Below are 19,104 nucleotides of genomic sequence, written 5' to 3'. Positions count from 1 at the left end.
GCCCTAGCGAACCATATGTAAACGATTTCAAAGGGTCTGTTTTAATGGGACGAACAATATCTTCCCGCCCAGGGGATTGTCAAGAAACAATCTCAGCACGCCGCCAGGCCCGGGCATCTCGCAGGAAACACCTCCATTTCCCAGCGCCCCGGGCACCATCTCCGGCACTCCTTACACCGTTTCGTCCGATGTCTGCCCTCAGCCCACGCACGTTCTGAGATACGCATGCAGCAGCGTCAGCAGCTCCTCGCGCAGCACAGGCAGATGCCGCTCCGGAGACTTCGACTCAAGCAGGCGGCGCGAGATACCATTCAGCGCGGCCGAAACCACCGAAGCCACAAGTTCCGGCTCTTTCGTCAGGCCTTCCGGTGCGGTCGCGAACATTTCAGCCAATGCATGCCGCACCCGCTTCCCCGCAGCTTGAGCAATAGCCATGCCATCCACATCCGAACTGACCGAGTAGAGCACCGCACTCTCCTTCACGTTGCGCATCTTGGCACCGAGATAGGCGTCCACCAGCGCAGTGGTCATGTCCGGCAACGGCCGCGACCGCTCTAGACGGCACACGTGCTCTACAGCCGTTTGCACGCCTTGAATGTGACGTCGCAACGTGGCCTGCAGCAGCGCGCTCTTGTTTGGGAAGTACTGATACAGCGTGCCGACGGAAACTCCAGCGCGATGTGCCACGCGCGTCGTGGTGAGACGCTCTTTGCCCACGGCGACCAAAACCTGAATGGTCGCCTGCAAAATCGCCTCTACTGTTTCCGACGAGCGCTGTTGAGCGGGCTGTTTACGCGGTTGCAGTGTAGCTTTTGTGGCGCGGGGCAAATGCGAACTCCAAACCTGAAGATAGCTTCATCTAAACACAGGAAGCAGAAAGTTTCTGCAATCAACCGCCCTCTGCGAGGGCTTGGAGAGCATGTATGACTGAGGCAAAGAAGCTGGGCGGTACCTTCACACTATCCGGCACCGACGTGACGATGCATCGCATGGGCTATGGCGCCATGCAGCTTTCAGGGCCGCACATCTTCGGCCCGCCAAAGGATCGGGATCAGGCCGTGGCCGTGCTGCGCGAGGCAGTAAACGCGGGTGTGAACCACATCGACACAAGTGATTTCTATGGCCCGCATGTGACCAACCAGATCATTCGCGAGGCGCTGCATCCTTATCCCAAAGAGCTGACCATCGTGACCAAACTGGGCGCCAGGCGCGGCGAAGACGGCTCCTGGAATCCCGCGCAAAGCGTCGAAGATCTGCAGCAGGGCGTGCACGACAACCTGCGCAACCTGGGCGTGGACGTGCTCGACGTCGTGAACCTCCGCCTGATGGGCGACCGCTTCGTCCCCAAAGAGGAGTCGATAGAAGAACGCTTCACCGCACTGGCGGAACTGCAGCGCAAGGGGCTCATCCGGCACCTCGGGCTGAGCCACGCTACGCCCTCGCAGGTGGAAGAGGCCCGCAAGATCGCTCCCGTCGTCTGCGTGCAGAACCATTACAATCTCGCGCATCGCACCGAAGATGCGTGGATCGACGCTCTGGGCAAAGACGGCATCGCCTATGTGCCCTACTTCCCGCTCGGCGGATTCACGCCCCTGCAGTCGGACGAACTCTCGGCCGTAGCGGCAGAGCTGGGCGCGAGCCTCATGCAGGTCGCGCTCGCATGGCTGCTGCATCGTGCAGACAACATTCTATTGATTCCCGGCACGTCATCGCTCGCACACCTGCGTGAGAACCTGGCGGCTGCCGATCTTGTGCTGGCCCCCGAAGTGCTGGCGCGGCTCAACGCCATTGCCACTCCTGCGCAAGCTGCGCACTAACAACCCTCACCAAGCCCGCCCGGATGCACGGGAATCGCGCACCCGGGCATGCTTTTCAGTAGACTGGGAGCGTGCAGGTCAGATCGCTCACGGGCGATCTGTTAAACGGGAAGCCGGTGTAAATCCGGCGCTGTCCCGCAGCGGTGATGGGAACGAAAGGTGGCACGGCGCAAGCCAAGCACTGTCTCCTCAGGAGATGGGAAGCGGCCATCCGGTAGATTGCCCAGAGTCCGAATACCGGCCTGCCGCCACCACCATGGAAGCGCTGGACGCTGACCATGGGTGCGCCGAGAATGCCGCTCTCGTGGATTGGAACGGTGATTCATGCATGCCCCAGGGGTGTGCCTGCGCATGGGTGGTTCTTTCATGTAACAAGGAGAGAACCAAATGGCCACCGATGAAGCATCGACTTCCCTTTCGCTCAAGACCGCCAATCTTGGGTTTCCCCGCATGGGCCAGCAGCGCGAGCTGAAGTTTGCACTCGAAGATTACTGGACCGGTAAATGCACTGAAGAACAGTTACAAAATGTCGCGGGGCAACTACGTCAGAGCCACTGGGAGTTGCAAAAGACCGCCGGCATCGACTTCATTCCCTCCAACGACTTCTCGCTCTACGACCAGGTGCTCGACATGCTGGTGCTGCTGGGGGCGACACCGGAAAGATTCGGCACAGACACGGTTACACTTCCACGCTACTTCGCCATGGCTCGCAACAGCCGCGAGCAAACCGCGATGGAAATGACGAAATGGTTTGACACCAACTACCACTACCTGGTGCCGGAGTGGAGCGAAGGACTCTCCTTCAAAATCAACAGCGCCAAACTGCTCGGCGAGGTGCGGGAGGCACGTGCGCTCGGAATTGAAACCCGCCCGGTATTGATTGGCCCTCTGACACTTTTACTTCTGGGCAAGGGTGTAGACGCATTTGACCCATTCACAGTTACAGATCGCTTGATCCCCGCCTATCAGGCGGTTCTGGCCGAGCTTGCCGCAGAAAACGTGGAGTGGGTGCAGATGGATGAGCCCATTCTCGCCACGGATTTGCCGGAAGGCGCAGCGGAGATCTTCCGGAAAGCCTATGCCGCATTCGCCCTGAGCCCGGTGAAGCTGATGCTCACCACCTACTTTGAGCGGCTGGGCGACAATCTTCCACTGGCGATTGCCGCCCATACGGCAGGGCTGCATGTGGATGCGGTGCGCGCTCCCGAGCAGATAGAGGAAGTGATCGACGCCCTGCACCCGGATCAGGTTTTGAGCGTGGGCTGTGTGGATGGCCGCAACATCTGGCTGACTGATTTCTCCGCTGCTGACGCCATGCTGCGGCAGGCCGCCCGCAAACTCGGGCAGGCGCGAGTGATCGCTGCTCCGTCTTGCTCGCTGCTGCACGTGCCGCATACTCTGCGCGGCGAAACGCAATTGCCCGCACGGATGCGCGGCTGGCTACGCTTTGCCGAAGAAAAGTTGGCTGAACTGACAGCGCTGGCCACGGGCGACCCAGCCGCTGCTGCAGAAAATGCGGCAGCGATCCAGGACCGCGCCGCGGCCGAATCCTCAACCAACGCCGCCGTGCGGGCGCAGTTGCACGCGCTGAAGGCAAGCGACTTCACGAGGTCGTCAGCCTATCCCGAGCGGGCGCGCGTGCAGCGGGACCAGCTCCGACTGCCGCTTTTTCCGACGACGACCATTGGCTCGTTTCCGCAAACATCGGAGGTGCGCAAGCATCGCGCGGCGCACAAGCACGGGCATGAGACGGCCGGGCAATATGAGACGTTTTTGCGCGAGGCAACCGCGCAGTGCATCCGGCAGCAGGAGGCCATCGGGCTCGATGTGCTGGTGCATGGCGAGTTCGAGCGCAATGACATGGTGGAGTACTTCGCCGAATTTCTAGAGGGCTTCGCATTCACTCAAAACGGCTGGGTGCAGAGCTATGGCTCGCGCTGCGTGAAGCCGCCGGTGATCTTTGGCGATGTGTCGCGGCCGCGCGCGATGACGGTGGAGTGGAGCCGCTATGCGCAGTCCCTGACCGAGCGCCCGGTGAAAGGCATGCTGACGGGGCCCATCACGATTTTGCAGTGGTCGTTTCCGCGCAATGACATTCCCCGGCAGCAGATCGCCTGGCAAATCGCCCTGGCATTGCGCGACGAGGTGCAGGATCTGGAGGCCGCCGGCATTCGCATCATTCAGGTGGATGAACCGGCCTTGCGCGAGGGGCTTCCGCTGCGCCGCGCCGACTGGGCGGCCTATCTGGAGTGGGCCGTGCAGGCCTTCCGGCTGGCCACAAGCGGCGTGCGCGACGAAACGCAGATTCATACGCACATGTGCTACTGCGAATTTGAGGATGTGCTGCCGTCGATTGCGGCGCTGGATGCGGACGTAATCTCCATGGAGGCGGCGCGGTCGCGCATGGAACTGCTCGACGCGTTTCGCGAGCATGGATACCCGAATGAGATCGGGCCCGGCGTGTATGACATTCACTCGCCGCGCGTACCCAGCGTGGAAGAGATGCACGAATTGCTGCGGCTCGCCGCGCGGGTGCTCAAGCCCGGGCAGCTCTGGGTGAATCCGGACTGCGGGTTGAAGACACGCAAGTGGCCGGAGACCATAGCCGCGCTCACCAACTTGTGCGCGGCGGCGGAGCGGCTGCGAGAGGAAGCCGGCGCGTAAAGACCACATGGCAGCAGGCACTCGTCCTGCTGCCATGTCTGGTTGGAGCAATCTATTTTGTAGAAGCTTGAATCACGGGAGGATTCACGACCGCGGCACGCACGGTTTCGTCAGAAGCAATCAACTGCAGAAGGGCTTCTGATAGCTTCTGATCCTCGGCAGCCGCTCTCCGCAGTGCCGCCGGATAGCGAATCCAGAGCTGAAGTCCACCATCCAGTAGCTGAATGCTCGATTGCACATGCGGAGGATCTAGTGGCATGTCCATCCAATTTTCCATCGCGCGATGTTGATGTTCCACATGAGTGCGATAGGTTTCGTAAATCTGCTGCACACACTCGATCATGCGCTGCGCGGCCGTGCGATAGTCCTTGTCTGAGGCCAGCTTCACGATGACCTGATGCCATGTATATTCCGTGCCCGGCAATTGCTTGTAAAGAGGAGTGAGCGCCTGGAAGAGAATTGCGTTGGAAAAGATAGCGATCCGTCCGGTAGCTTCCGACAAGCTGCCATTGGACGCGACTTCGAGCACGTAGAAGCGCAGCAGCCCTACCTCAATGACATCTCCGGTCACATTGGCAATCGTGATGCGGTCGCCCACACGAACACCGTAGCGCCCGATGATGAAAAAGTAGGCAGCAAGAGAGAGCAGAATGGTCTGCAGTCCGACGGCGAGGCCCGCGGTAATGAAGCCGGCAAACGTCGCCAGCGAACTGAATTGAGTCACAAAGCCAAAGATCAGAATGATGCCTGTCAAGAAGCCCATGATGAGCCGCCGCAGCACGGTCCACTGACGCCGGCGGCGCAGGTCTGTCACATAGCGGGCCGTTATGCGACGCCAGATCGTGCCAAGCACAAAAATCAGAATCAGAGCCGCAGCTATAACGGCTACCCGGGTCAGTAGCGAGGTAAGTATCTCGCGATACTCCTCATCCACAGAGGCACGCCATGACTGCAGTGCCGCCTGCATCTGGTCCAGCTCCAGCAACTCATTGCTCAAAGGCACCGAGGCCGCAACGATCGACTGGAAGTTATGCGTCAGATCATCGTATTGCTTGCGCACATTCGCAGTATCATTGAGCGATCCGCTCTTCGCCCTGGATGGTTTCGCCGCAGCTGCCGCCTCGGACGGCGACGGCGTTTTCACCATCTGCTCGCCTCGCGCCACCGTTGCCCGCAGGGTAAGAATCAAAGGCTGGCGAAGTTCCGTAACCTGCTGGCGCAGATCGCCAGTGGTATCCAGAAGCCGGTCGAGAGAGCTGCGTGTATTCAGTAGCGAGAAGAGCACCTGCGCTTTTGTGATCACACCGCCATCCCGGGCACTTGAGAGGCTCTCCAGCGTGGGAGCGGCAAGACGAATTTTGAGATTCGTCAGATCCGGTGCAGTAGCTTCTACTTGTTTCACCTGGCTCTCCAGCGCAGTCACTCCTTTTGTTCGGGAGTCCTTTGTCAGGCGAACCAATGCATCGGCAATCGCATTGTTCAGTTCCATTTCGCCCTGGACCTGCTGCAACGCCTGCTGAATCTTCTGTACCTGAGGGCCTCGGGCTACCGCGGACTGGCGCAGGAGAATACTCTCTTGCAGCTTGAGACTGGTAACGCGCTGCGCGACTTCCATTCTGAGCGCCTGAATGCGCTGCATCCGGGAGGGTTCCGCGCTCGAAGCGCTTTGCTGCTCATACGGCTGCAACAGGAGAGCCTCGGCCTGCGCCGATTGAAATGCACCCATTGCAATATTGGCGGCGTCATCCACAACCTGATTGCGATAGATCAGATCGCTCGGCTCGCCCACTTTCTGCATGGGCGATTCTGCCTGCCGCCAGTAACGCAGCACCGCATTCAGATGACGCAATATCTCCTGATTTCGAGCTGCCGGATCGCGCAGGAGCGGGCTCGCAATGGAAGGATCGAGAGGGACCGGAACAGGGGCCACAGGAGCCGCCTGCGATGACGGCGGCCGGTCTTTGGGGAACGCGCCCCCCGTCTCGTGAGACGAAATGGAGCGTGGACTTTGCGCCCGGCATATCTCGCCGGGCAAAAGGGATGCAACCATCAAGAGCGCCGTACCGGCCGGCAGCCCAACACGGCGTAGCAAAGAGCGATGCAAGCGGATGAAGCCTCCACGCGACTGGTCATTCCTATCATGCCAGAGGAACGGGAACACTGCGGAGTACACGGGAGTGCAGCAGACAGTCTCCAGGCAAGTTGTGCGCTGTAGCGGAGCGGATGCGGAAGGGTGTGAAAGCATAAGCAGTGCGGGTTCCCAGGTCCGAACAGACGGACCTGGGAACTCCCGGCTTCGTTTGGCTGAGAGATAATCGGGATCTCTATCGCCTTTGCCGGTAAGGGGGCACCAGGCTTCCGGCATAGCAATTCGAGGGGAAATTACCGTCAGCAACGGGAAAAGAAAAGCCCAGCCGAAGCTGGGCTTTTTCAAATTGCGCCGTGAGGCGCGATTGCGTGGACGGCGAGTCCTTATTCGGACGCGGCCATTTCTTCGGCTTCGCCTTCGGCGCGCATCATTTCAAGCTCGCGCTCTTCGGCTTCATGCTGCGCAATGACTTCCTGCTGCACGCGGGCGGCCGCTTCTTCGAGCTCGGGTGAGAGCTGAATGTTGCGGTAGTACTCCATGCCCGTGCCAGCGGGGATCAGGCGGCCGACGATGACGTTCTCCTTGAGGCCGCGCAGGCCATCGATGGCGCCGTTGATGGACGCCTCGGTGAGTACGCGCGTGGTCTCCTGGAAGCTGGCGGCCGAGATGAAGCTCTCGGTCGAGAGCGACGCCTTGGTGATGCCGAGCAGCAGCGGACGGCCCACGGCCGGGCGGCCACCCTTGGCGATGGTGCGGTCGTTCTCTTCGCGGAAGCGGAACTTGTCGACCTGCTGTTCAAGCAGGAACGAGGTGTCGCCGACTTCCTCGATCTTCACCCAGCGCAGCATCTGACGCACGATGACTTCGATGTGCTTGTCAGAGATGGCCACGCCCTGCAGACGGTAGACTTCCTGGATCTCATTGACGAGATAGGCTTGCAGCTCCTTCTCGCCAAGCACGGCCAGAATGTCATGCGGGTTCAGCGGACCATCCATCAGAGGCTCGCCGGCGCGGAGGCGCTCACCTTCCTGCACGTTGACGTGAATGCCACGCGGCAGGGAGTATTCGCGCTCTTCGCCATTGTCGCCCGTGACGTAGATCTTGCGCTGGCCCTTGCTGATTTCGCCGAAGCGCACCACGCCGTCGATCTCGCTGATGAGAGCGGTCTCGCGGGGTTTGCGGGCTTCAAAGAGTTCAACGACGCGGGGCAGACCGCCGGTGATGTCCTTGGTGCGCGTGGTTTCGCGCGGAATCTTCGCAAGGATGTCGCCGGGCGAGACCTCATCGCCGTCCTGGATCATGAGGTGGGCGCGGCTGGGCATGATGTAACGCTTGTTGCCCTTGGAGCCCTTGACGAGGATGGCCGGCTGGCGCTTTTCATCGGCAGATTCGCCGACGACCAGACGCGAGAGACCCGTGACCTCATCGACTTCCTCATGCAGGGTGATGCCTTCCTGCAGATCCTTGAACTGGATGGTGCCGCCGATCTCGGTGAGAATCGCGAAGGTATACGGATCCCACTCGACCATGCTGTCGCCCAGCTTGACCGTCTGGCCATCCTGCACCTTCAGCTTGGCGCCGTAGACGACCTGGTAGCGTTCCTTTTCGCGGCCGCGATCATCGAGCACGGCAATGGAGCCGGAGCGGTTCATCGCCACCAGGTCGCCCTGTTTGGAGCGAACCGTGGTGAGGTTGATGAAGCGAACCATACCATTATTTTTGGCTTCGACGCGCGACTGGTCGCTGACGCGCGATGCCGTACCACCGATGTGGAAGGTACGCATCGTGAGCTGCGTGCCTGGTTCGCCGATCGACTGAGCCGCGACGACGCCGCAGGCTTCGCCCAGTTCCACCAGGCGGCCCGAACCGAGGTTGCGGCCATAGCAGAGAACGCAGATGCCGCGGCGCGATTCGCAGGTGAGCACCGAGCGAATCTTGACGCGCTCAATGCCCGCTGCCTGAATGGCGCTGGCCATGTCTTCGTTGATCTCCTGGTTGACGTCGGTAATGACGTTGCCCTCGAAGTCCTTGAGCTTCTCGAGCGTGACGCGGCCAATGATGCGGTCGCGCAGCGGCTCGATGATCTCACCGGACTCGATGATGGGACCGACGTAGATGCCTTCCTGCGTGCCGCAGTCATGCTCGCTGACGATGACGTCCTGCGCCACGTCGACCAGGCGGCGGGTCAGGTAGCCCGAGTCAGCCGTCTTGAGCGCCGTGTCGGCCAGTCCCTTACGGGCGCCATGCGTCGAGATGAAGTACTCCAGCACCGTGAGTCCTTCACGGAAGTTTGCCGTGATGGGCGTTTCGATGATTTCACCCGACGGCTTGGCCATCAGTCCGCGCATGCCCGAGAGCTGGCGAATCTGCTGCTTCGAACCGCGGGCGCCGGAGTCGGCCATGATGTAGATCGGGTTCATGGCGCCGGCCTTGTCGGCCTTCTTCATGTTGTCGAACATCTCGTCGGCAACCTTTTCGGTGACCGACGACCAGATGGAGATGACCTTGTTGTTGCGCTCGCCGTTGGTGATGGCGCCGTCCAGGTACTGCTGCTGCACGGCGATGGCCTGCTTCTCGGCGTCGCTGACCACGGGGTACTTGGTGGCCGGGATGACCATGTCATCGAGGCCCACCGAGAGACCCGAGCGCGTCGCGAACTGGAAGCCCAGCTCCTTGATGCGGTCGAGCATCTTCACCGTGATTTCAAGGCCGAGGTTCAGGTAGCAATAGTTCACCAACTGGCCGATGCCCTTCTTCTTGAGAAGGCCGTTGACGTAGGGCATGTCCTTGGGCAGCGCATCGTTCAGGATGGCGCGGCCCACGGTGGTCTTGAGGAACTCGCGGTCATAGATGACCGGCTCGGTGTGCGTGAGGTCCTGATCGTCATAGGCGACGGTCATGTCGAGCACCGGGCCGGAGTAGCGCAGACGAATCGGCGTCAGCGTCTCGACTTCCTTGAACTCGAGCGCCATCAGCACTTCTTCAATGTTGGAGAAGGCACGGCCTTCGCCCTGCGCGCCCTGCTTCTCCTTGGTCAGGTAGTAGAGGCCAAGCACCATGTCCTGCGTGGGCACGGTGATCGGGTGGCCAGAGGCCGGCGACAGAATGTTGTGCGAGGCCAGCATGAGGACGCTGGCTTCCACCTGCGCCTCAGGCGACAGCGGAATATGTACGGCCATCTGGTCGCCGTCAAAGTCGGCGTTGAAGGCGGTGCAGACCAGCGGATGAATCTTGATGGCCTTGCCCTCGACCAGCACCGGCTCAAAGGCCTGGATACCCAGGCGGTGCAGCGTTGGGGCGCGGTTCAGCAGCACCGGATGGTCTTTGATGACCTCTTCGAGGATGTCCCACACGATGGGGTCCTGCAGCTCGACCATCTCCTTGGCCTGCTTGATGGTGGTGCAGTGGCCGGTCTGCTCAAGCCGGTGATAGATGAACGGCTTGAAGAGCTCGAGGGCCATCTTCTTGGGCAGGCCGCACTGGTGCAGCTTGAGCTCAGGGCCTACGACGATGACCGAACGGCCGGAGTAGTCCACGCGCTTGCCGAGCAGGTTCTGGCGGAAGCGCCCTTGCTTGCCCTTGAGCGTGTCAGAGAGCGACTTGAGCGGACGGTTGTTGGCTCCGCGCAGCACGCGGCCGCGGCGGCCGTTGTCAAACAGCGCGTCCACCGCCTCCTGCAGCATGCGCTTCTCATTGCGCACGATGACTTCGGGCGCATGCAGGTCCATGAGCTTCTTGAGGCGGTTGTTGCGGTTGATGACGCGGCGGTACAGATCGTTCAGATCCGACGTGGCAAAGCGGCCGCCATCGAGCGGCACCAGCGGGCGCAGCTCCGGCGGAATGACCGGGATCACATCGAGGATCATCCACTGCGGCTTGTTGCCCGAGCGGCGGAACGCCTCGACGACCTTGAGGCGCTTGGAATACTTGAGGCGCTTCTGCAGCGAGGTCTCGGCCTTCATGCGCTCGCGCAGCTCGACCGAAAGCTCGTCGACGTTCACGCGCTTGAGCAGTTCCTTGATGGCCTCGGCGCCCATCATGGCCTTGAAGCCGGAGGGGCGGTACTGCTGATCGAGCTCGCGATACTTCGTCTCGTCCTTGATGATCTCGCGCTCGCGCAGCGGCGAGTCGCCCGGATCGACGACCACGTAGGACTCAAAGTAGAGCACGCTCTCCAGCTCACGCAGCGAGATGTCGAGCAGGTGGCCGATGCGCGACGGCAGGCCCTTGAAGAACCAGACGTGCGAGCAGGGCGAGGCCAGCTCGATGTGGCCGAGGCGCTCGCGGCGAACCTTCGACACCGTGACTTCGACGCCGCACTTGTCGCAGATGACGCCGCGGTGCTTCATGCGCTTGTACTTGCCGCAGAGGCACTCCCAGTCGGTGACGGGGCCAAAGATGCGGGCGCAGAAGAGGCCGTCGCGCTCCGGCTTGAAGGTGCGGTAGTTGATCGTTTCCGGCTTGGTGACTTCACCGTGAGACCAGCTGCGAATCTTTTCAGGCGACGCAAGCTGGATGCGGATCGCGTCGAAGTCCGCGATGGGGCTCGTCATTTCAAATGGGCTGGAACGGTACAAGGTGTTCCTCCTTGCGGCTAGCTGTTAGCTATTAGCTTTTAGCTCTTAGCCGCGGTTGCTACTTGTTTCATTGCAGCGGGCGATCCATCTGCCGCGCTCGTAAACTCATTCACGCTGCTATTGCTGCCAGCTCCGAGCTAAAGGCTAAGAGCTGACAGCTAAAAGCTGCTTTTAATCCGCTGCCGCCAACTGAGGTACGGTGTTCTCGTCCTCTGCCTCAGGACCGGCGCCGGGAGCCTGCTTGATCAACTCCACATCGAGGCAGAGCGACTGCAGCTCGCGGATGAGAACGTTGAACGACTCCGGCACGCCCGGCTCGATGGCTGCCTCGCCCTTGACGATGGCCTCGTAGATCTTGGTGCGGCCATAAACGTCGTCGGACTTGGCGGTGAGCAGTTCCTGCAGAATGTAAGCCGCGCCGTAGGCTTCGAGCGCCCAGACTTCCATTTCGCCGAAGCGCTGGCCACCGAACTGCGCCTTGCCGCCCAGCGGCTGCTGGGTGATGAGCGAGTACGGCCCGATGGAGCGCGCGTGAATCTTGTCATCGACCAGGTGCGACAGCTTGAGCATGTAGATGAAGCCCACTGTGACCGGCTGCTCAAAGGCCTCGCCCGTCATGCCGTCAAAGAGCTTCGTCTTGCCCGAGGTCGGCAGACCGGCCGACTCCAGCAGCGCCTTGATCTCTTCTTCCTTGGCGCCGTCAAAGACCGCCGTGCCAAACCAGATGCCGCGAGCCATGCCCGCGCCCACCCGGAGAAGCTGCTCATCCTCCAGCTCGATGAGCTGGTTGATGACCGCCGTGCCCTTGAAGCGCTCCTTGATGACCTCGCGAATCACGTTGGCATCCTGGTGCTGCTTGACGATCGCGGCCACCTGCACGCCCAGGTCATGGGCGGCCCAGCCGAGATGCGTCTCCAGAATCTGACCGACGTTCATACGCGAAGGAACACCAAGCGGATTCAGCACAATCTCCACCGGAGTGCCATCGGGCAGATACGGCATGTCTTCCTCGGGAAGAATGCGCGCGATCACACCCTTGTTGCCGTGACGGCCGGCCATCTTGTCACCCACCGAGAGCTTGCGCTTCATGGCGATGTAGATCTTGACCATCTTGATGACGCCCGGCGACAGCTCATCGCCCTTTTGCAGCTTGGCGATGCGCTCGTTGGTGATCTTGCGCAGCACGTCAATCTGGCGCGAGGTCATCTCCTCGATCTCGTCGATCTGCTCGTTGACGCGGGGGTCCTTGTCAGCGTAGCGAATGCGCTTGAGGTTACGGGTGGAGATGCGCTCAATGGCGTCGCGGTCGAGCACGGCGTCCTTCACGAGCAGGCGCTTGTTGGTGCGCTCGTCGTGCAGGTCGGCCAGCACCACCTTGCCGCCCAGAATCGCTTCCAGGCGCTTGAGCCGCTCGTCGGTGAGGATGCGGATTTCGTCCTCAAGGTTCTTCTCGAGCTTGGCCACCTGCTCGGCCTCAATCTGCTTGGCGCGCTCGTCCTTCTCCTGGCCCTTGCGGGAGAAGATGCGGACGTCCACCACCGTGCCTTCAATGCCCGGAGGGCACGTCAGCGAGGCATCGCGCACATCGCCGGCCTTTTCACCGAAGATGGCGCGCAGCAGCTTCTCTTCCGGCGTGAGCTGGGTTTCGCCCTTCGGCGTCACCTTGCCCACGAGGATGTCATTGTGCTTGACCTTGGCGCCGATGCGGATGATGCCGCTCTCGTCCAGATCGCGCAGCGCATGCTCGCTCACGTTGGGGATATCGCGAGTGATCTCTTCGGGCCCGAGCTTGGTGTCGCGGGCTTCGATCTCAAACTCTTCAATATGGACCGACGTGTAGTAGTCCTCCTTGACGAGCTTCTCTGAGATCAGGATCGCGTCCTCGAAGTTGTAACCGCGCCACGGCATGAAGGCCACCAGCACGTTGCGGCCGAGGCCCAGCTCGCCCTGCTCGGTGCAGGGTCCGTCGGCGATGACCTGTCCCTTCAGCACGCGGTCGCCCTTGCGAACGATCGGCTTCTGGTTGATGCAGGTGTTCTGGTTCGAGCGCTTGAACTTGATGAGCTGGTAGATGTCAGAACCCACCTCACGCGACAACTGCGTGGGGTGGTGCTCGCCTTCGACGCGCACGATGATGCGCTCGGAGTCGACCGAGTCCACCACGCCGTTGCGGCGCGCCAGAATGACGGCGCCCGAGTCGCGGGCGGTCACGCCTTCCATGCCGGTGCCGACCAGCGGAGCCTCGGAAACGAGCAGAGGCACGGACTGGCGTTGCATGTTCGCGCCCATCAGTGCGCGGTTCGCGTCGTCATGCTCCAGGAAGGGCACCAGCGATGCGGCGACCGAAACCAACTGCTTCGGGCTCACGTCCACATAGTCCACTTCTTCGCGGTTGACGAGGACAAAGTTGCCCTGCCGGCGCGCATTGACCAGGTCTTCGACGATGTGCTTGTTCTCGTCAAGCTTGACGTTGGCCTGCGCGATGGTGTGACGATCCTCTTCCCATGCCGACAGGTAGAACGAGAACGGCTCGAACTCGATGATGCGCTTCTTTTCCGCGCGCAGCTTGTCGTTGAGCTTGAGCGCTTCAGCCTTTTCAAGGTAATCGCCCACGCGCAGGCCGCTCTCACCCGCATTGGTGACAGCCACAAAGTCGAGCACCTGCCCGTCGCGCACGCGGCGGTAAGGCGACTCGATGAAGCCGTACTCGTTGATGCGGGCAAAGCAGGAAAGCGAGCTGATCAGACCGATGTTCGGACCTTCCGGCGTCTCAATCGGGCAGATGCGGCCGTAGTGCGTCGGGTGAACGTCGCGCACCTCAAAGCCGGCGCGCTCACGCGAGAGACCACCCGGCCCAAGCGCTGAGAGACGGCGCTTGTGCGTGATCTCAGAGAGCGGGTTGGTCTGGTCCATGAACTGCGAGAGCTGCGAAGAGCCGAAGAACTCGCGGATGGCCGCCATGACGGGCTTCGCGTTGATGAGGTCGTGCGGCATGGCCGTCGACATCTCCTGGTAAACGCTCATCTTTTCCTTGATGGCGCGCTCCATGCGCACGAGGCCGATGCGGAACTGATTCTCCATCAGCTCGCCGACCGCGCGCACGCGGCGGTTGCCCAGGTGATCGATATCGTCCACCACGCCGATGTTCTTGCGCAGTTTGAGCAGGTAGCGAATGGTCGAATAGAAGTCGCCCGCCGTCAGCGTGCGGTGATCGAGCGGCGTCTCTTCGGCATTCTCATAGAGCTTGATGTTGAACTTGAGGCGGCCCACGCGCGAGAAGTCATACTTGCGCGGGTCAAAGAACATGCCCTCAAACAGCGCTGTCGCGGTATCGAGCGTCGGCGGGTCACCCGGACGCAGCTTGCGGTAGATCTCGATGAGCGCCTCTTCAGGCTTGCGCACCGAGTCGCGCCGCAGTGTGTTCGTGATAATGTTGCCCACGTCGTCGCGCTCAGGGAAGAAGACCTCAACCGTCGGAATGCCGGCCTCGACAATCTTGTGCAGCTTGTCGGGCGTGAGCTCGTGGTTGGCCTCGAGCAGCACTTCGCCTGTCTCGGTGTCGATTACGTCCGCCGCGGTCATCGCGCCGTCGAGGTCGGTCGTGTCAATCTCGATCTGCTCGAGCTTGGCCTCGCGAATCGCCTTCAGCACCGAGGCCGTGATCTTGCGGCCGGAGTGAACAATTTCCTGCCCATTGTGTACGACGGCGTGCGCGGGCTTGGCGCCCAGCAGGTGGGTCGGCGTGCCGGCTTCGGCCACGGTCCAGTAGAGCTTGCCGTCCTTCACCTGAATGCGATCGACCGTGTAGAAGGTCTTGAGAATCTCCTCGTCGGACTTCAGGCCGAGCGCGCGCAGAAAGATCGTGCCCAGGAACTTGCGCTTGCGGTCAATGCGCACGTAGAGCGTGTTCTTCTGGTCGTACTCAAATTCCACCCACGAGCCGCGGTACGGAATGATCTTGCCGAGGAAGTAGGTGCGGTTGTTGGCCGTCTCAAAGAAGACGCCCGGCGAGCGGTGCAACTGCGACACAATGACGCGCTCGGTGCCATTCACGATGAAGGTGCCATTCTGCGTCATCAGCGGAATGTCGCCAAAGAAGACTTCCTGCTCCTTGATGTCGCGGATGGTCTTGGCGCCCGTCTCCGGGTCCTTGTCATAAATGGTGAGGCGCACCGTCACCTTGAGCGGCGCGGAGAAGGTCATGCCGCGCTCTTCGCACTCCGCCTGGTCATACTTGAGCTGCAGACCCACGGGGTCTCCGCACTTGTTACAGAAGTCAGGGGTGTTCTTGTTGTACGTGCCGCACTTCTGGCACAGCACATCGCCCGGATGGAACGGGTCGGTAATGACCATGTTGCCGCAATGCGTACAGGCGGTGCGCAGGTGATGCAGGCCCTTGAGGTGGCCGCACTTGCACTCCCAGTTGCCGATCGAGTAATCCACAAAGTCAAGCTGCGATATATTGCGGAAGTCGGCAATCGGGAAGACCGAAGTGAAGACCGACTGCAGACCGTTGTCCTCACGCTCGGTGGGGAGCTTGTCCATCTGCAGAAAACGCTCGTAGGAGCGCCGCTGGACCTCGATCAGGTTCGGGATCTTGATAGAGGTTGGAATCTTGGAAAAATCGAGACGGCTACGAATGGCGCGATTCTCGTTCGGCATGCACACTCCTCAAGACTCGTAATTGCGAGAGCGAAGGAAGCACCACCCGAGTCTCGCGGGCTTCCCCTGTTTCTCAACTGTTCCGCGTGAGCCGTCCCGCCTCGCCGACGGACTGCCCCGCTTTGGTGACCGCTGGCGCTATGCAATCGCCAGATGGAGAGGAAAACCGCCCTCCCCGAAAAAATCCTTCAGACAACTCGCCCCGACGCCGATGACGTCAGAGGGAGCAAGCGAGGAAGGAACGCAAAGCCGGATAGCCCTGCATCTTCCACTGGGAGCGGTGGGAATGAAGAGACGGAAAGGACGAACCGGTGGACAAGAAGGACGGCACAACGGCAAAAGGCCCGCGGAGACAATAGCTCCCGCGAGCGCCACAACCGCTTTGTGCACGAAAAAAAGTCAGAATGTCTGATTCCCGCCGATTCAATACTGCGCGCCTAAACGTCTCACAGCTGATCTTTTGCTCGCATGACCAGATTCGCCGCCAAATCTGACCCTACGCCGGCCGCCTGCGCCGGAGACTCTTGATTGCCCCGCTCTTTCGCCTATCCAGCGCAGACTGCAAGTGCCGGCCCTGAAAATGCCGGCAAAAGAAGGCTGCGAACTAAAAGAGGTTGAGGGCAGATAGCCGCACTCCCGAACATCTGCTCATAAAAAGATGCAAAGCGGAGTGCGCGCACTAAAACAGTATAGCGCCCTCCGCTTTGGCATGCAAGTTGCCTTCTTGACCAAAGGCGAATTACTTGATCTCGATCGTCGCCACGCCATCGAACTTCTTCTTGATGGCTTCGGCATCTTCCTTGCTGATGTTCTCCTTCAGCGGCTTGGGAGCGCCGTCGACGAGATCCTTGGCTTCCTTCAGACCCAGCGCGGTGACTTCGCGCACGGCCTTGATGGTGTTGATCTTGTTCGCGCCGGCATCCTTCAGGATGACGGTGAACTCGGTCTGCTCGGCTGCTGCCTCAGCAGCACCCGCGCCCGCCGCGCCACCCGCGACCACAACCGGGGCTGCTGCCGCGGCCGAGACGCCCAGGCGCTCTTCGAGCTTCTTAACCAGAGCTGCCGCATCGAGCAGGCTCAGGCTGACAATCTGATCTTCCAACTGCTGCAAATCCGCCATGATGTTCTCCAAATACTTCGAAATTTTGTTGTCCCGCCCGAGGAGGATGACCACCCCGGTCGCCGCTTCGCTCCTTTGAGGTTTCCGATGTGCCCAGACCAGCACCCCTCAAATTCGCCCTTCGCGGCGGATACCTTCTAAGCGCTAGGCCGAAGCCTGCTCGCCCGAAAACTTGCCCTTCTCGACGCCCTGATTGATCACCACAGCCAGATCGCGGCCCGTGGCGGCCATCACCGTCGCCAGGCGCTGCGCCGGCGCGTTGATGAGATACAGCAGCTTCGAGAAAATCTCTTCCTTGCCCGGCATCTTGGCCAGCTGGTCGACTTCCTCAACCGTGATGACCTTGCCGTCGACAATGCCCAGCTTGAAGGTGAACTCGGCGTTCTCCTTCACCCAGTCGGCCATCGCCTTCGCCAGCGCGACCGGATCGCCGCTGGTATAGGCCACCGAGGAAACTCCCTTGAGCCCCTGCAGGGCAGCCTCAATCTGCGTGCCCTTCGACGCGCGCGCCGCGAGCTTGTTCTTCACCACGCGGTAGCGGCCGCCGGCGGCCCGCACCTTCTGGCGCAGCTCAAAGTCCTGCGACACGGTGAGTTTTGCAAAGGTACCGATAATGGCGCTCGTCGAGTGCTCCAGCTCTTTCGCGAGCGTCTCGATCCGTTCCGCCTTACGTGCTTTCGTCAATGCCATAATAAGCCTCTAGCTCTCAGCTCCCGGGTTTTAGCCTGAGCCGGTTCAATCTTTGAGTCGCCGCCGCGTCAGCTAAAAGCTAATAGCTAATAGCTAAGGGCTGCCCTTACGCCTTGGCCGCTGCGTCCGCCACCGAACCATCGAGCGGAATGCCAGGGCCCATCGTCGAGCTGAGCGTAATGCCCTTGATGTACTTGCCCTTGGCCGCCGAAGGTTTCGCGCGAACGACGCTCGTGATGACCGTCATCGCGTTGTCGATCAGCTTCTCAGCCGGGAACGACAGCTTGCCCACCGGAACGTGCACGAGCGCGGTCTTATCGGTGCGGTACTCGATCTTACCGGCCTTGATTTCCTTGACCGCGGCGGCGACATCGTTGGTCACCGTGCCGGTCTTCGGATTCGGCATCAGGCCACGGGGACCGAGGACCTTACCTAGACGGCCCACCGAACGCATCATGTCCGGGGTCGCGATCAGGGCATCAAAATCCGTCCAGCTTTCCTTCTGAATCTTCTCAACCAGCTCTTCGCCGCCCACAATCTCGGCGCCAGCCGCTTCGGCTTCCTTCTGGCGGTCGCCCGTCGTGATGACGGCAACCTTCTTGGTCTTACCGAGGCCGTGGGGCAGAACGACCGTGCCGCGCACCATCTGGTCCGCATGGCGAGGATCGACGCCCAGACGCATGGTCAGATCGACGGTCTCATCAAACTTGGCAAACTTGACCTGCTGCAGAAGAGGAACTGCATCCTGCAACGTATAAGGGCGGGGCTCCACAGCCGCGCGCGCCTTTGCGACGTTCTTGCTGACTTTTTTCGACATATACCTTCTCGTCTTCCACCGCTCGGGCGCTGCTGCCTGCCGGCCGTGGTCTCTCGGCCCGCAATCATCTCACGGGCACGTCTCCTGATTATCCACAGAAAAAGGCCTCCCGGCAAGCCGGAAGGCCATCTGGATGCATTTACGCTACGATGTCGATGCCCATGGAGCGGGCGGTGCCCTTGATGCTCTTGATCGCGGTCTCCACTGAGGCCGCGTTCAGATCGGGCATCTTCTGGGTCGCAATCTCACGCACCTGGGCTTCGGTCACCGTGCCCACCTTGGCCTTGTTCGGCGTACCCGAACCCTTCGCCACAGCGGCTGCCTTCTTGAGCAGCACCGCAGCCGGAGGCGTCTTGGTGATAAAGGTGAAGCTGCGGTCCACATACACAGTGATGACGACCGGAATGATCAGGCCGGCCATCTCCTTGTTCTGCGTGCGGGCATTGAACTGCTTGCAGAACTCCATGATGTTGACCTGCGCCTGACCGAGCGCGGGGCCGACCGGCGGCGCAGGGTTGGCCTTGCCGGCTTCAATCTGGAGCTTGACGTACGTCTGTACCTTCTTTGTCGGAGGCATCGCTTTTCCTTAAATGCAGCTACTAGCTTTTAGCTATTAGCCTTTAGCTTGAATTTCTGGTGCTTCTACTGCTTTCGCCTCACAGGCCGCA

Annotated in this window: 10 protein-coding genes and 1 riboswitch; of the genes, 2 read left to right on the top strand and 8 right to left on the bottom strand. The window is 60.9% G+C overall.

The window, feature by feature from the left end; all coding sequences use genetic code 11:
* Positions 1-198: 198 nt before the first annotated feature.
* Complete coding sequence (locus ACP_RS13955; protein WP_015897983.1) at positions 199-828, bottom strand: TetR/AcrR family transcriptional regulator; 630 nt, start codon at positions 826-828, stop codon at positions 199-201.
* Between the two features lie 95 nt (positions 829-923).
* Here ACP_RS13955 and ACP_RS13950 point away from each other — a divergent pair, with 95 nt between their 5' ends.
* Both ACP_RS13950 and metE read left to right on the top strand, forming a co-directional pair.
* A complete protein-coding gene (locus tag ACP_RS13950; protein WP_015897982.1) occupies positions 924-1,817 on the top strand; it encodes an aldo/keto reductase family oxidoreductase in 894 nt (297 codons plus the stop codon).
* A gap of 58 nt (positions 1,818-1,875) precedes the next feature.
* Positions 1,876-2,077: riboswitch (cobalamin riboswitch) on the top strand.
* A 127-nt stretch (positions 2,078-2,204) separates the two neighbouring features.
* A complete protein-coding gene (gene metE / locus ACP_RS13945) occupies positions 2,205-4,481 on the top strand; it encodes a 5-methyltetrahydropteroyltriglutamate--homocysteine S-methyltransferase (RefSeq protein ID WP_015897981.1) in 2,277 nt (758 codons plus the stop codon).
* 52 nt (positions 4,482-4,533) lie between these two features.
* On the opposite strand, the gene ACP_RS13940 is transcribed toward metE, so the two are convergent.
* The 7 genes from ACP_RS13940 to rplK all read right to left on the bottom strand — a co-directional run bounded on the left by ACP_RS13940 (position 4,534) and on the right by rplK (position 19,013).
* Positions 4,534-6,411: a mechanosensitive ion channel family protein gene (locus tag ACP_RS13940; RefSeq protein ID WP_169305985.1), complete on the bottom strand. Its 1,878-nt coding sequence runs from the start codon at positions 6,409-6,411 to the stop codon at positions 4,534-4,536.
* Positions 6,412-6,953: 542 nt separating this feature from the next.
* The gene (gene rpoC / locus ACP_RS13935; RefSeq protein WP_041839602.1) at positions 6,954-11,147 is read right to left on the bottom strand and encodes a DNA-directed RNA polymerase subunit beta'; all 4,194 of its coding nucleotides are present in this window, start codon (positions 11,145-11,147) and stop codon (positions 6,954-6,956) included.
* Between the two features lie 171 nt (positions 11,148-11,318).
* The gene (gene rpoB / locus ACP_RS18845) at positions 11,319-15,809 is read right to left on the bottom strand and encodes a DNA-directed RNA polymerase subunit beta (protein ID WP_015897978.1); all 4,491 of its coding nucleotides are present in this window, start codon (positions 15,807-15,809) and stop codon (positions 11,319-11,321) included.
* A 739-nt stretch (positions 15,810-16,548) separates the two neighbouring features.
* Positions 16,549-16,929 carry a 50S ribosomal protein L7/L12 gene (gene rplL, locus ACP_RS13925; protein WP_015897977.1) on the bottom strand — a complete coding sequence of 127 codons (381 nt, stop codon included), beginning with the start codon at positions 16,927-16,929 and terminating at the stop codon, positions 16,549-16,551.
* 144 nt (positions 16,930-17,073) lie between these two features.
* A complete protein-coding gene (rplJ, locus tag ACP_RS13920; RefSeq protein WP_015897976.1) occupies positions 17,074-17,619 on the bottom strand; it encodes a 50S ribosomal protein L10 in 546 nt (181 codons plus the stop codon).
* 106 nt (positions 17,620-17,725) lie between these two features.
* Positions 17,726-18,436, bottom strand: a complete 711-nt coding sequence (gene rplA, locus ACP_RS13915) for a 50S ribosomal protein L1 (protein WP_015897975.1) — start codon at positions 18,434-18,436, stop codon at positions 17,726-17,728.
* A gap of 139 nt (positions 18,437-18,575) precedes the next feature.
* Positions 18,576-19,013, bottom strand: coding sequence for a 50S ribosomal protein L11 (gene rplK, locus ACP_RS13910; RefSeq protein ID WP_015897974.1), 438 nt, complete (start codon positions 19,011-19,013; stop codon positions 18,576-18,578).
* Between the last annotated feature and the right edge of the window lie 91 nt (positions 19,014-19,104).

It is taken from the genome of Acidobacterium capsulatum ATCC 51196 (genome assembly GCF_000022565.1).
GTDB classification, from domain to species: Bacteria; Acidobacteriota; Terriglobia; order Terriglobales; family Acidobacteriaceae; genus Acidobacterium; species Acidobacterium capsulatum.
This window is presented reverse-complemented; position numbering and strand designations above follow the sequence as displayed.

Coding starts and splice junctions, on each gene's coding strand:
- ACP_RS13950 (WP_015897982.1), top strand. CDS start 924: ATGACTGAGGCAAAGAAGCTGGGCGGTACCTTCACACTATCCGGCACC.
- metE (WP_015897981.1), top strand. CDS start 2,205: ATGGCCACCGATGAAGCATCGACTTCCCTTTCGCTCAAGACCGCCAAT.
- rpoB (WP_015897978.1), bottom strand. CDS start 15,809: ATGCCGAACGAGAATCGCGCCATTCGTAGCCGTCTCGATTTTTCCAAG.
- rplL (WP_015897977.1), bottom strand. CDS start 16,929: ATGGCGGATTTGCAGCAGTTGGAAGATCAGATTGTCAGCCTGAGCCTG.
- rplJ (WP_015897976.1), bottom strand. CDS start 17,619: ATGGCATTGACGAAAGCACGTAAGGCGGAACGGATCGAGACGCTCGCG.
- rplA (WP_015897975.1), bottom strand. CDS start 18,436: ATGTCGAAAAAAGTCAGCAAGAACGTCGCAAAGGCGCGCGCGGCTGTG.
- rplK (WP_015897974.1), bottom strand. CDS start 19,013: ATGCCTCCGACAAAGAAGGTACAGACGTACGTCAAGCTCCAGATTGAA.